This is a genomic window from Paenibacillus illinoisensis NBRC 15959 (genome assembly GCF_004000925.1).
Lineage (GTDB): Bacteria > Bacillota > Bacilli > Paenibacillales > Paenibacillaceae > Paenibacillus > Paenibacillus illinoisensis.
Genome location: NZ_BIME01000010.1, coordinates 19206 through 33863, shown reverse-complemented (window position 1 = coordinate 33863; position 14658 = coordinate 19206). Strand labels below are relative to the sequence as shown.

General features: G+C 46.3%; 12 protein-coding genes. 1 reads left to right on the top strand and 11 read right to left on the bottom strand.

Going from position 1 to position 14658, the window contains the following annotated elements:
- The first annotated feature begins 479 nt into the window (after positions 1 to 479).
- On the top strand, positions 480 to 1517 hold the full coding sequence (locus tag PIL01S_RS21410; RefSeq protein ID WP_127539288.1) for a LacI family DNA-binding transcriptional regulator: 1038 nt from the start codon (positions 480 to 482) through the stop codon (positions 1515 to 1517).
- A 90-nt stretch (positions 1518 to 1607) separates the two neighbouring features.
- Here PIL01S_RS21410 and PIL01S_RS21405 read toward each other — a convergent pair whose 3' ends face one another.
- From PIL01S_RS21405 to PIL01S_RS21355, 11 genes are all read right to left on the bottom strand, one after another.
- Entirely contained in the window at positions 1608 to 2786 is a 1179-nt protein-coding gene (locus PIL01S_RS21405; protein WP_127539287.1) for a DUF4272 domain-containing protein, read from the bottom strand.
- 73 nt (positions 2787 to 2859) lie between these two features.
- Positions 2860 to 4080 (bottom strand): RtcB family protein, encoded by a 1221-nt coding sequence (locus tag PIL01S_RS21400; protein WP_127539286.1) that lies wholly within the window; start codon positions 4078 to 4080, stop codon positions 2860 to 2862.
- A 186-nt stretch (positions 4081 to 4266) separates the two neighbouring features.
- Positions 4267 to 4689, bottom strand: a complete 423-nt coding sequence (locus PIL01S_RS21395) for a hypothetical protein (RefSeq protein WP_246058510.1) — start codon at positions 4687 to 4689, stop codon at positions 4267 to 4269.
- A gap of 76 nt (positions 4690 to 4765) precedes the next feature.
- Entirely contained in the window at positions 4766 to 5203 is a 438-nt protein-coding gene (locus tag PIL01S_RS21390) for a GNAT family N-acetyltransferase (protein WP_127539285.1), read from the bottom strand.
- 52 nt (positions 5204 to 5255) lie between these two features.
- Complete coding sequence (locus PIL01S_RS21385; protein ID WP_127539284.1) at positions 5256 to 5681, bottom strand: GNAT family N-acetyltransferase; 426 nt, start codon at positions 5679 to 5681, stop codon at positions 5256 to 5258.
- A 168-nt stretch (positions 5682 to 5849) separates the two neighbouring features.
- Positions 5850 to 6983, bottom strand: coding sequence for a leucine-rich repeat domain-containing protein (locus tag PIL01S_RS21380; RefSeq protein WP_127539283.1), 1134 nt, complete (start codon positions 6981 to 6983; stop codon positions 5850 to 5852).
- Complete coding sequence (locus tag PIL01S_RS21375) at positions 6977 to 7957, bottom strand: S-layer homology domain-containing protein (protein WP_127539282.1); 981 nt, start codon at positions 7955 to 7957, stop codon at positions 6977 to 6979. Before PIL01S_RS21375 ends, PIL01S_RS21380 begins: the two co-directional genes overlap by 7 nt.
- Positions 7958 to 8088: 131 nt before the next feature.
- Positions 8089 to 10716, bottom strand: coding sequence for a LuxR C-terminal-related transcriptional regulator (locus PIL01S_RS21370; protein ID WP_127539281.1), 2628 nt, complete (start codon positions 10714 to 10716; stop codon positions 8089 to 8091).
- Between the two features lie 178 nt (positions 10717 to 10894).
- Positions 10895 to 11419 (bottom strand): hypothetical protein, encoded by a 525-nt coding sequence (locus PIL01S_RS21365; RefSeq protein ID WP_127539280.1) that lies wholly within the window; start codon positions 11417 to 11419, stop codon positions 10895 to 10897.
- Between the two features lie 553 nt (positions 11420 to 11972).
- The gene (locus tag PIL01S_RS21360; RefSeq protein ID WP_127539279.1) at positions 11973 to 13898 is read right to left on the bottom strand and encodes an FtsX-like permease family protein; all 1926 of its coding nucleotides are present in this window, start codon (positions 13896 to 13898) and stop codon (positions 11973 to 11975) included.
- Positions 13895 to 14650, bottom strand: a complete 756-nt coding sequence (locus tag PIL01S_RS21355; RefSeq protein ID WP_127539278.1) for an ABC transporter ATP-binding protein — start codon at positions 14648 to 14650, stop codon at positions 13895 to 13897. The genes PIL01S_RS21360 and PIL01S_RS21355 overlap by 4 nt, the downstream gene beginning before the upstream one ends.
- Between the last annotated feature and the right edge of the window lie 8 nt (positions 14651 to 14658).

The following is a 14658-nucleotide window of genomic DNA, read 5'->3' as shown; positions in this document are numbered from 1 at the left end:
ATGTCAAATCGCTAGCACTCACTCACCTAATGAAATCAGCACACCACCACCATTTGTTATTTTAACGTTTGGTTTGAACAAACAAAATTTAACATAGCAAAATGTAAGCGTCAACATTTTATTGTTAACATTTTCTAATTTATCTGATATTATGCTGATATAACCCATAATAACGCTGATAACAAGCATGGTTGAAAGTTTTTTCCTGTCCTAATCTTCGCTTCACGATTTCCACTTCGTTAAAATTTGTTATTATATAAAAATAACAAATAGATAATAACGAATGACATATTATGATCTTTTCTCTCACCAAACTTCATCATTCCAGTTTCATCTCCAACTCAAAACGATAGAAACACTAACATTTTTCATTCTGCATCCGTTATTAGATTAGAGGAAATATATCATGATATACTGGAATCAGTTTCATGCTACATGGTCAAGAAGACGGCAGAACTAAGAAATGTAAGGATGGTATGATGAAGACGAAGGTAACAATTCAGGAAATTGCACATTTTACGGGTCTGTCAAAATTTGCGGTCTCACGTGCGCTCTCGGGTAAATCCGGTGTGAGTGATCAGACACGGGACATTATCCTTAAGGCCGCTGGCAAACTTGGATATTTCAAAGATAACAGCCTGTTATCTGGCGATATGAACAACAGCAATGAACTTCACGATCCACAACACATGCGTTGGAGCGGAACGATCCTCATTTTGTTTCCAAATGTTCGTTACCAAAACCAGGATTCTGTTTACTGGGGACCCGTCTTTAATGGGATATCATCCAGACTGAACCAGAAAGGGATCAATATTCTTACCCTGACGGAGCCTTCTGCAGACCAATTATTTACACTGCTAAATCCCGATGCCATTCGGGGCATTATTACGGTGGGTTCGATTACCACCCCCATTTTGCTTGAAATTAAGCGCCTGGGGATTCCCGTCGTTATGGTTGATCATCTCGATCCGGTCTTCCACAGTGACAGCATTTTTACGGACAACTTTACTTCGATGCGTGAAATCATGCTATATCTGCTTCGCAAGGGTTTCAAGAGCTTTCAATTTGTCGGAAATATCAGCGATGCTCACAGCTTCTATGAGCGATGGATCGCGTACACTTCTGTGCTCATGGGCAACGGTATAGACCTGAATCAGATACCGGAGTTGTGCAGTCCAGCCGTCGATGATTTCCGCCAAACGTTTACGTCGGTGGTTCATGAGGCCAACTTGCCAGAGGTGTTTGTATGTGCCAATGACTTTTCCGCGCTCTACACGATAGAAGCACTGGAGAGCATGGGAATAACCGTACCTGATCAATGTGTTGTCACCGGTTTTGATAATTTGTACGACAATATTCCAGTGCTTGCTACGGTCAATGTAAACAAGGAATTGCTTGGTGCGCGTGCAGTGGACCAGATGTTGTGGCGCATTGTAAACCCCGAGAGTAATGTGGAGAAAAAATTGATCTTGGCAGACGTCATCATTCGGGAGCAATATAACCGGCATAGCGGGTAACACCCAAACGACAAAAAAATCCCCCACGCAGTGTTTAACTGGTTGGGGGATTTTGGAATTATGCCTACATATCAAAGTCCGCTATGCGTATTACGTATCCGTCCGTACCTCGTCCCATTCCTGATCCATATAACAAATGAGCCAATTCAGTGCACGGTGACGCTCATAGGCTACTCCACCATTCAAGCCTGCAGGAGGGGTCTGCTCATTAATCCGACTGTTCACACATACCCAGTTGTAACGGTAGATCAGGTCGGCCGCATCGAGAATTTCACTTTTGCTCCGCAGGGATGCACCCGCGAGGAAGTCCTCGAAGCTGTCCTTTTGCTGCAAATAACCTACGGCCTGTCCAACGTTACATAGATCTACTGGAGCTCCCAATTCATCGACATAACCAAGCGCCCACAGCATGACATGGTAAGCTTCGTATCCCCACGAAAAGGTGATGACTTCCTGCTGCTTCGCTCCATGCTGCTCGATAAATCTTTTCTCCGCTGGGGAGAAAAATGAGGCTGCATCGTACTTGTCGATGACCTCCTGAACGAGTGCTGCCGTGTCCTCTGCACTCTCTCCTGCACCGAGGCATTCACCCTTGAGTGCTGCGATACATAAGGCTACCGCTCGTTGTGCCACTTCTTCAACGCTTCGGATCGTTGTATGCTCATCTCCAGCCCTTGCGGGTAAATGCACATTGAATGGAATCCCCTGCGCTGCCATAATGGACTCGGAATTTTCCTTGCGGCGAGTGCCTGACTCGGACGGTGGTCTGACATCATCCAAAAGACTGGTGTGTGCTGTCACGTGGTAATCCTCTACCTCGGATTCCCCATTCACGTCCAGCAGCAGCTGTCCTTGTGCGTTCAGCAAGGAGCCGCCTCCCCAAAAAATAACCGCATCCAGCCCTTGAGCAAGCTTCAATAATTCCTGGAAAAACTCCTCCGATATGTCCTCTTCGGTCTCAATGCCAACGACCATGTTCAGGGTCGAGCATTTGATCAACACTTTTTCCTGCACTGCCGGATTACGTCCTTCAATCTGACTCAGAAACCCCATCATACCTTGAATCATCGAGGTGAATTCTTCGGGGTGTGTCTGACTTGTCATGATATTGAAGCCCTTGGTTTTCTTGCTGAGCCACTTTTTGCGGATAACCTGAATATGCGTCTTGTCTTCCTTACGTACGATCTGATCCTGTGGATAGATGGATTGAATAATTTCAAACAGCTGATCCAGGTCAAACTGGGAGCTGTATAATGCGCAGTTTCTCATGGTGCTCACCTTCTTCTATTAAGTTCAAGTAATTCATAATTAAACAAGTACTCCGGGAAAAGAACCTATTTCACTAGTCCTTATATGGATCGAATTCATTGCCACCAGCCATGGCAACACCGACAGGGCGCAGAATATGATTGATTTTCAGAGTGTCTGCATGAGCATTCAGGACATCCTGCAGCTTTTTATACACAAACGGGCTTTCGTCTGTGCCTGCACCCCTCAGCTCGACACCATATGCACGAATGGCCGCATGCATCTGTTCTTCACTGATCTCTCCGCCCATGCGAGTGCGCAGCTTGTAGTTCATTTTCCCGGCAGCCTGGGTACGACTCATGATCCGTCCAGCCCCATGCACCGTGCTGCGGTAGGATTCCGTGTTCTCCTCGCTGTGGATGCCCTCCACAATCACTGAGATATCTCCCATGCTGCCTCCGACAAAACCTAGCTGTGCGGGTGCCAACGGGGTTGCTCCCTTACGGACGACGACCACGTCTTCGCCCATATGCTGTTCTTTCCAGGCAAAGTTATGATGGTTATGCACCGAGTACTCCGCACTCGCTCCAAGAATACCAAGGACCTGTTCTATAACATAATCTCGTCCTGCATAGGCATACCGGCCTGCGAGTGTCATTCCGTCCCAATACATTTCGCCCATTTCGCTGTTCAAGTCAAACAACGTTGGTGGCTGATCCATGGATTCTCCAGGTGCTTTACCGCTGAACTCACGACCTGCAGCCAGATTGAGGAAACCGCTCGCGACTTTATGACCAAACCCCCGACTGCCGAAATGATTGGCAACCCATACTTTACCCGTTGATTCCTCTACGAAAATATCCACAAAGTGATTGCCGCTGCCCACCGTACCAAGCTGGTTCCGTGCGAGCGTTTTTAATTTGTGCTGCAGCCCAGGCTCAATCGAATCGAACAGCTTCCAACTCGCATCATCAAACAGCTCGTGATCAACCGGGGTTGGATTATTGCGACCCACCCCGAACGATACGTTAGCATTGATATCATCCATAATAACGGCAATATGGTCCTTGATATCCTCCCACATGAGATTCGTACGTACCGCCTTGTTTCCGCAGGCAATATCGTATCCAACGCCCGAAGGACTAATCATGTTACGGTAGGCGACAACACCTCCGATCGGTTGCGAATACCCTTTGTGATGGTCAGCCATCAGTGCAACGCCAAGCACATCTCCATGCAGCGAACACGTCACCGCCTGACTCACTGCATTCTCCAGCGGCTCCCCCCATACTTTGATGTTATCCACGATTCTCATGTTAGGTATGACCTCCTCATCTAACTTATATCAACTCAACTGATACACGTTCGGTTTCCAAAGCTTTCTTCATTTTACCAAAGTGAGTATCCTGCCGATACTATCAATTCCTTCAGTACCGCCCTGCAAATATAAATAAAAAAGGGAGCTTAAGCTCCCTTTTCTTCTGAATAATTCCAATTCGAATTACTTTTTGCTGATTTTGAATTTGAACTCCCATGTTGCCGTGTTACCCGAATAACGGCCTCTGTTCTCTTTTACAACAACGGAAAGAGTCTTATTCGTTGATTTGGAGAATGAAGATACCTTGACATTCGCACTCTTGCTTCCGATATCCGGAATCTTATCCTGTTCTTCGGCTTCCGCTTTTAATTTCAGCGTATCGGTTGATTTCAGATTTAATGTAACCGATGAACCTTCCTTCAGGTTTTTGCCGTTCACGCTTGCGCCTATCGCCCAATCGTTGCCGACGGAGTTGTTCTCTACCAGCTCCGCGCTCACCAGCGTCACCGTTACCTTAAGCGTTTTGGCAGCGGCGTAGGATGTAGGGGAACATACGGCGAAGATCAAACTCACAATCATCAAGACATTAGCCCATTTTTTGAACACGAGAGTGCCTCCCTCAGATCCATGGTTTTATTTTGACTATGCCTTATTCGCCTTGCTCCTTAAGTAATCCTCCTGGTCAGTTAAAATGCTTCCGGTACCCTTGAACTTTCTCATCCTTGAATCCAAGCTTTTCATAGAAAAGATGTGCTTCCTTGCGCTGATCTCCAGATACCAGAATCATGTACTCGCACCCGAGGTCTCTCGCAATCCGTTCAATCTGGAGCATCAGCTTCTGACCGATTCCCTGTCTCCGCACATGATCAGATACGATCACATTCTCCACAACCATGAAAGGCTTGCATTGTCCCACGAGGTCCATGCATTCGATCCCCATAACAGATCCGGCCAGCTCGCCATTGTAAAATGCACCAAGCACATGATAATGACCATTTTGCTGTATGTACTTAAACATTTTCTGCATCTGCTCCTCATTGGTGGGGGCCCCCATCAACTCATTGTACAATTGGCTTAAGGCAGGCAAATCCTGAAGTTCAATGGCTTTGATTGTAACCATAGATCGCTCCTCCTAAATTCCTATCATGTTGTTCCGTACTCTATATCTTACCCTACGTTAGATCCTTCTTAAAGTAATAATGACGATGCCCTGTTGGCGCGTTCTCAAGGGTTGTCATCAATTGGTATCCATGCTTCTTGTAGAAGCCCGGTGCCTGGAACGAAAATGTATTCAGCATAATAAAATCACAGCTTTTCTCACGCGCAATACGTTCAATCTCGAGCAGCAATTGGGAACCAAAGCCCTGGTGCCGCTGCTTCTCATCTACCCATAAGATATCGAGTTCCAACCAGTTCCAGCACAGCGTGCTGAGGACGCCGGCAACGATATTCCCTGCCTCATTTTTGATATTAAAATTCAATTCCTCATACCGATGCTTCAGATCCTCGCTCAGATGAGCCGCATTAAATGCAATCAGTTGATTACGCACATAGGCTGATTCTTCCGCATTACTTGGATTCAACGTACCTTCGGACATTTTTCATTCTCCTCCCTGTCACTCTCGCCGTTATAAACGGAATCATTCGTATACATTCCTTGAATATTCTAACATTATTGGACTGCATGCAGCATAAAAAACGCACCTCCAGAGGAGATGCGCAGCACCTGGTATTATTTGATTGCTTGAATTTAAAAGCGACTAATTTTAGAGCAATTCTTCTCTCGTTTTAAGCATGACCTCTACGTATCCTGTGTCCATTTTGCCCAGCACGTCTCTAGCCTGCACGTGGATTTGAATCGGGATTTCACTTGATGCAAGAGCTCTGACGTACAGCTTCTGTCCATCCATTCTGACCTCAGCTAGCTGCGGGTCCGGTGACTCTGCTGTAAGAATCAGTGTTGAACGGTCATCATCTTCATCTTCAAACATGTATTCCAGATCAATCTCGGTCTCTTCTTCACCGACATAAACCATATTCCCAGCGGGGGCCTCCACCAAAACTGGTGAAGCATCATCGAAATCGTACATCGGTAAATGTTCAATCAGACCCATATGCAAAGTAAAGTCAGGCTCGTCTCTGAGCATAATGGAATTGTAACGGATATTTAAGTTTTGCAGTAAAGACAGGTCAGCAACTCCGGTAGGGAAATGATTCAGTTGGTTATCGCCAACGTCCAACACTTGAAGGGAACTCAGGCCACTTACATCAAGTGATGTCAACTGATTGTAGGACAATACCAGTTCCTCAAGATTTGAAAGTCCTGACACATGGACCTCTGTAAGTTGATTGCTGAATAAATTCAGCTTCTTCAATTGCGTAAATCCTTCAGCATTCACAAGGCTGATGTTGTTCCCGGATAGGTCAATTTCCGTAACGTTCATGCCTTTGAAAATTTCGTATCCTGTCAGGTCAGAGATGCCCGCATCTCGCGCATACAGTCCTCCGTCCGTCTGTACCAGTGCTTCCACCAGTTCCTGCTTGGTTAACGGATCATTCACATCCTTCTCAAGCCAATAGGCAACAGCTCGCGCTAAGTTAGGATCAGGGAATTGCCTGCTGATCGTATTCGCAAGGACCGTGATCTTGAGCTGTGCAGTAACACTGGCACCCTGGTTATCGACAGCCTTGACTGTCAGTACAGCTTCTCCTTCTGCCACTGCTGTGAGCTTGATTGTCTGACCATCTACCGCAGTAGAAACAACCGCTTCATCTCCATCTATAATACTAAATTGCAGGACTTCTCCATCCGGATCGCTGAAGTATGAGGAGGCCTGGAACTCCAGAGACGCATGATCCAGAATAAGTTCCTGATCGGGTAACCCATCGTTGATCACCACTGGGACTTGATTCTCAGGTTCAGGGTTGGAAGGAGTCTCTGGATTGGTTGGGTTGGTTGGGTTGGGTTGGTTGGGTTGGTTGGGTTGGTTGGCGTTGATCCGCTGCCTCCTCCTGCATTTCCACTTCCACTGCCGGAATTGTTTCCACTCCCATTCGTTGTGTTTCCACCAGAATTCCCTGTAACTCCATTACCTGTAGTCGTCCCCTCAACTTCCGTCACTTGATCTGGCTTATCCGAATCAGAATCTGATGCAGCGTCATCCAGTTCCGATGATTCTTCAAGCGTCTTGATCACGTCGCTTCCGCGCAAAGCAATCACAGCCATTTCTTGTCTAGTCGTAGGACGTTTCGGAGCAAACTGGCCATTCTCGCCCTTTAACAAACCCAGTCTAACTGCCTGCTTCACGCTCTCTGCAGCCCATGGACTGATGCTGGAAGCATCCTTGAAAGATAGCATGGAATTCGTACCACCTGCTTCAGTAAATCCTCTAAAATGAATCAAACGCATCAGAGTCACTGCGAGTTGTTCTCGGGTGACCAATTCGTCCGGACGAAATGTGCCATCAGGAAACCCCTTCATGATTCCTGCAGAGCTTATCAATTTAATAAAAGCAATGTTATCCGTGCCTGAATTCAGATCCTTGAAAGCTTCGGATGAATTCTGAACTTCAGAGTCCTGATTCAAACCCGCAATGCGAACCAAGGTATACGCCAGATCACCGCGTGTAAGACTCCCTCTCGGATGAAACAATCCATCCTGCTTACCTGGGAACATCTGTTGTTCTGTTACGATCTCAATGGCCTGTCTCGCCCAAGGCGAGGCTTGCTGTAAGTCATTTGCGCTCCCGGTTCCCGCAGCCGCCCCGACGGTACCAGGAACAGTAAGTGATGAGACGGACAATAGAACTGCCAGATAAGGTAGAATTCTGTTATTTTTGTTTCGTGTTTTCCCTTTGGATAGACGTGTTGACATTGTTAAGCTTTACCTCCCACATGACTCTAACCGTGCTTTTTCTTAAACAGCAAAGTTATTAATTGTCTTTATTGTAGGAGAGACTTCCATGAGAAAATAGTCTACAAAACGATAGACAGCTTGCTGCACATTCACAGCCAGCCCTGCTGTTCAGCAATCTGTACGGCATGCGCACGACTACTCGCGCCTAGCTTCGCAAACACCCGCCTGATATGCGTATTAACCGTTCCTGCTGAAATTCCAAACTCAGCTGCGATTTGTTTGCTGGTTAACCCCTCAGCAATGTAGCCAAATACTCTTTGCTCCATGGGACTAAGCCGCACGGAGGGAATACCATCCCGGTTTTCTTTTGCAAATGCAGATAGCAGTTCCTTTACATAGGCCAGTTTAATGCCCAAATCTGGTATGGAATGCGTACGACGCAAATGCAGATAGTGCTGCAAAAGGCTCTTGACGGGTTGGCCTTCGTTTATAAAAGAACGAATGTAGCCCTCGGAACTGCCAATCGCTATAGCGCGCAGCAGCGGAGCCATACACTCCTCCTGACGCCCTTGGCGTTGAAGAATCTGAGCCTCAAGCAGTCCACATTCGACTTGTTCCGTTAACCAGTTCCGTTCTTCAGCAAGTGTACGTATGCGTTTCAGCTCATTTAAGGACTCTTCATCATCCCCTAACAAGAGTTTAGCCCGCACACGTACAAGCGAGCTGAATACCTGATCACAGCTAATCTCAGGGTTCACCATTTCGATAATGGAGTCATCAACCACGAGCTGTGCTGTTGCTGTAGGTTGAATCTCGAGTTGCAACCGGTATTGATGTGCCTGAATGATCGGCTGCCAGTATTCCAGATCCTTGACAGATAACAGAACGCAGAGCTGCTGCAGCAGCTTCACCCCTTCATTCGGTCTACCTTGAGCCATTTCTATTCTTGCTTTGAGAACGTAGGCTGGTACTAGAAGTGCAGCGACTTTGATCTGGAGTGCAATTTCAAGAGCACGATCCGCATAATGAATCGCTTCGGACAAGCGATTTTGCTCCAGCTTTATTTCAGCGTAGCCAGTACCATAATAGGAGGTCGCATAAGAACTCTCTGCAAACCAGCGATTCGTGATTGCACCGAAGCATTGTTCGCCTCGTTGCAGGGAACCGTTCACACCGTGGAAGCTGCGAAGACGCATGCTTTCCCTCCGGTCATAATCCATATACTGAAACGCAATATCATCCGGATAACCTTGATCGATATAGAATATCAGATGGTCAGACAGCCCTTGTAAATCCCTGTTTAGATAAGCCATATAAGCCCTCATCACACAAACGACCTGCAGCAAGTAACTGCTTATCTCGGGTGGCAATTGGTCCTGTAAATGGACCTGAATCATATGCTCCAGTCCATCAAGCTCTTTCATCATCTCACCATATGGCCGTTCACGAGCAATAAGAAATAAATAGGACATATACAATTTGGGACGAGCCTTCACTACCTCCTGTGGCAGAACATCGAAGTACCTTCGAAGTGTCCACCATTCACCCATAATAAAATGTGCAAATAACTCCTCCAGCAGCCGGGCCGCATCCTGCACATGCTGTCCGTGAATATAATGATCCAGTGCTTCAGCTGCATATCCTTGCTGTTCGTACCACCGTGCAGCCTTCGCATGAAGTGCGTTCACCTGTTCCGTTCCGGAACGAGCAAGCTCACGCCGCAAAAAGGATGAGAACATATGATGATAACGGAACCAGTACGCTCCCCGATCCATTGTAATTAGAAACAGATGCTCCTTCTCCAGATGTCTGAGCAATTGCGGAGCTTCACTTATATCGGTCAGTGCTCTGCATAGATCTCCATTCATCCGCTGTACGACAGAGGTGCTGAGCAAGAAATGCTGCATTTCCGGGGATTGCCGCTGAAACACTTCCTCCAGCAAATATTCGGAAACTGACCGATCGCCGTAGTGATGCTGATCATCCTGAGAAGTTGGAGCCCGTCGATTGGCACTGCGCGATCTTACTTGTTCTGTGCTATCGGTATAGGACAGAGCCAGCAGCTTAAGCCCGGCCACCCACCCTTCCGTCTGCTGCACCCAGTCATGGACATCGGAACTGGTAACGTTGAGCTTCAGGGCATCCTGACAGAACTTTACTCCTTCTTCGGCGGTGAACGCCAGATCCTGAAGCATAACCTGCCTGAGTTCCCCGCGAAGCTTCAGCTTCTCCAGCTTGAGCGGCGGAGATGTCCGACTCGATAATACGAGATGAACGGACGGAGGCATATTCTCAACAAAATACTCCATTTGGTCATGAATCTCTGCTTGGGTTACAGCATGGTAATCATCCAAAATAAGTAATACCGGACTCTCTGCCAAGGCAAGGTGATTCATTAACAACACCAGTGCTGATCGCGGATCCATGCTGTATCCTCGCAAAAAATGCGCTAAGATTTCACGGCAGAAATCCGGCTTAACCCGATCAAGCGCGTGAATAACATACAACCAAAATTGAAGCGGGTCCTGATCTTTGTCATCCAGACAAACACAGGCTGCTTGCTCGTGCTGCACCCAGCTGCCTAACAATGTGGATTTCCCAGAGCCCGCCGGAGCAGTAAGCAGCGTGACTTTAAAGTTGTATAATTGTTCTCTGGTTGAACTGAGCCTTGGACGATCCAACGTATTTGGAGGCAAGGGAGGCAGTTCCAGTTTGGTCTTTAATATCATGAATTGAATCCAGTTTTCCTCTAGACCCACGGTATGCTCTTGGTGCATTAAAATCCTCCTGAATCAGCACACTTGTGCCATTTTCCGATATGTATCATGTGGTTTCAGCTACTACTACAAGTATACTCGGGAACGCTGCTAAGGCCCTATATTTTTTTGATTGCTGCTTTGTTATAGAAAAACGGAACCTGCATTTTTTCATCAAGGTTCCGTTTCTTGCAGTATACTATTCGGGTAACTCTGATACCCATTTACGCAATGCCTTAATTTCTATAAATAGCTCTTCACCGTCATCTTCCGGTCTGGATATATCGAGCCCACTTGGTGGATGGTACTCATGCAACATCTTGCTCCATAGGAATTCAATAGATCTCAAAATTTCCAGCAGAAACGTGCGGGCATGTATGGTGAACTGTGTGAGTATATGCTGGGGAACTAGCTCCAAACGTATAGCAAACCTTATTTGTCCGTTTGCATACTGCTCCATTTCAAGCAAGAGCGGATCAATGCCGTAACTCACACAGACTTTGCCCTTCTCCATCAACATACGAATCGCTTTCAGATAATCGTGCCAAATATTCAAGCCACTTGGGACTTCATATCCAATTAAAGGTTGTCCGCTAGCATCGAATACGTGAATAGCCATCTGAAGAGCGTCAAGTCCAAACTTTCTACTCCTCATCAATCGATTTATCTGATTACGATCATTTACATCGGCATACTGAACTTCCGGCTGTTGTGTCACAGCCATCAGCCAGTTATCCGTCCCCGTTTCCTCTTCTATTAACGAACCTGGTTTGACAAGCAAAATTTTAGCTTTAATCAGTGCTATTAACCTCCTTCATCTGAACAGGTAAACCGTATTCCCCTAATCTATTTTCCTAATTGAAGCATCTTATAGTTCATCCGTATGTAATTCATCCCGGAGAAAAGCCATCCTAGCGAGCGTGATTCGATTAGCCCAATTCAACATATCTACCCCTTTCATGATAACTCATCCGAAAGTTCTCTTACTTCTAATGATTTCGTCCATCATCCATTTATCACCTGTTTTTCCAAGAGGTATTTTTTGAACGTGATATCTAAACCTACACAAAAAGACTAGCCAGCAGGCGATTTGAACCTGCAAAACATGTTTATATTGTCAGGTTCAGAACAGAGTCGGATTTTCATGGTTGATGGAGTGGAGCAACTGCTGGATAAAGGCGGAATCAATTCCTTGATCGTGATAACAAAAAGGCCAGGGCTGCAGAGAGACAGCCTGACCTTTTTACGTGATATTTTTCCATATCATTCATTACGATCTACAACGCTTCCTTGATAACCCGCTTGTAATACCACACCGATAACAGTCCAAAGATAGAATATAGCAGTGTGTACAGAATCATGACAATGATTGTTGGTGTCACCAGTTCCGTACCGAAGAAGAACCACCCGGATTTCACCGCAAAATAACTATGACTCAATCCCACCACCAGCGGAATTCCGAAATTGAAGACCTGCTTGAGTTGAATGCCGTGCAGCAGATTGCCCTGTGTGAATCCAAGTTTACGCAGGATGGTATAGCTCGGTTTTTCTTCTTCACTTTCATTCATTTGTTTAAAGTAAAGGATACATCCAGAAGTAATCAGGAAGGTCAGACCAAGGAAACCCACAATAAACATGATCAGCCCCATACTAGTGCGTTGGTTATTTCTGAACTCGATCTGCGAGAAGCTTGGGGCGGTAAGCTGTTCTTCTTGGAAAACGCCATAAGCCTCTTCTGCTTGCTTATCGTTCACAATGCGCACACCATAATAGTCCGTCGGCTCGTCTTCCTGAAGCTTGGGATCGAGATCCTTCTGAAGCTGCTGATAAACTGTTTCATCTACAACAGCTACGGGCGTACCCCCGGTGTAGTATACAGGAAGAACTCCCTGTTTGGTTGTACCGACCAACTGTTGATCGATGGTTTGCTTCAAGCCATGCAGAACGACTGAACCCTTTTCCTGAATGGAAATCATCTGCTTAACAACATTGCCATAACCCATAAAGATCACTTCACCAGGCTTCAGATCCATATCATCGACCATGCTGTCACTGACCACGCTGCTGAATAGAAGCTCTCCTTTCAATGAATCGTCCATTACTTCGCTTGCATCGATTTCAATATAAATGGGCTGTCTGTGCTTCACCTCATATGGAATCTGTTTCTCTTCAAGCTCCGCTACAAACCGATTTTTTACACTCGCCTGAGCAAAAGAGAAATCTTCCGGCAAGCTTTCTTTCGCTTGGGCTTCAGCCGAATAGTATGAAATGTAACTCAGTGACAGCATGCCGATGGCAAGCGCGGACACCGTCGTAATAATCGTAAGCAGCAGGGCATTCGACTTCATACGGAACATGATGGAGGATAGCGACAAGACTTCATGGATGGAAAGGTAGCCGTTTTTGCTTTTGCGAATCAGATTAAATATAAAACTAACTGAACCCTTGTAGAACAGATACGTGCCCAGGATGACCGAAAATAGGATCAGGAGCATCATATACATCAGCTGCTGCATATCCAGTGCATGGCCGCTGAACATCCTTGCGGATAATACGTATCCGAACACAATCAGGACAATACCCAGGATGCCGATGATGATCTGTGCGATAGACATCTTCTGCACCTGCTGCTCAGCCTTAGCCGTTACCCGAAAAAGCGAGAGAATACTCTGTGCCTTGATAAAGGTATAATTCATCAGCATGATGAGCAAGTACAGCACCGCAAACACAATCAGGGTCTGGACCAAAGCCATCGGAGAGAAATACAGTTTCGTCATCGCATCAACGCCAAGGATCTTGAACAAAATCATCAGCACCAGCTTGGAACCAAGGAAACCGATCAGAACACCTACCGCCATGGAGCCAAAATAGAGAACGAAATTTTCCGTACTCAGAATGCCAAAAATTTTCCCTTTCGTCAGCCCAATTGACTGAAATAAACCAATCTCCTTGCTGCGTCTCTTAATAAAGATGGTGTTGGCGTAGAGCAGGAAAATGCCCACAATGACGATCAATAATACGGAAGACGTACCGATCGCCGCCGCTCCTTTGGTTGAGGCCGCCACTTCATCCATGGAAGGATCATACTGCAGCGTCACAAATGAAAAATATAAGGCCACGCTAAAAATAAGCGCAAATACATATAAATAATAGCTTTTCAGGTTCTTTCTCAGATTGCGGAAGATGATGTAACGCAAGCTCATTGCTGCACACCACCCAACACGCCTTGGGTTTTGATAATGTCGTTGAAGAAGGACTGACGGGACTCGTCTCCTTTATTCAATTGAGTATAGATCTGCCCGTCCCGGATGAAAATCACCCTGCTGCAATAACTCGCGGCAACCGGATCGTGAGTGACCATTACAATGGTAGCCTGATGCTTGACATTCATTTCGCTTAATTTGCCAAGTAGATCCGAAGCTGATTTGGAGTCCAGTGCGCCTGTCGGCTCATCGGCAAATATGATGCTCGGATCATGAACAAAGGCTCGCGCAGCCGAGGTCCGCTGTTTCTGACCACCCGAAATTTCGGATGGGTATTTGTCTTTTAGTTCATAAATGCCCAGTTCACGGGCAATTTGTTCGAACTTCCGATGTGCTTCCTGCTTCGGCACGCTCGTGATGGAAAGCGGCAGCAGCACATTTTCCTTCACGGTAAGCGTATCAAGCAAGTTATATTCCTGAAAAATAAAACCAAGATGATGTTTGCGAAATTCAGCAAGCTGCTTCTCCTTCATCCCGGTGAACTCCTTGCCTTCGATCTCAATGGTACCCTGACTTACCCGGTCTATCGAAGAGAGCACATTAAGTAATGTTGTTTTTCCTGAACCCGACGGTCCCATGATGCCTACAAATTCTCCTCTGCCAACCCCGAGATCTATCCCTTTCAGAACTTCCTGCTTATTCAGTTTATTGCCATATACTTTGCTAATTTTTTTGGCTTCCAGTATCCACATATCCCACA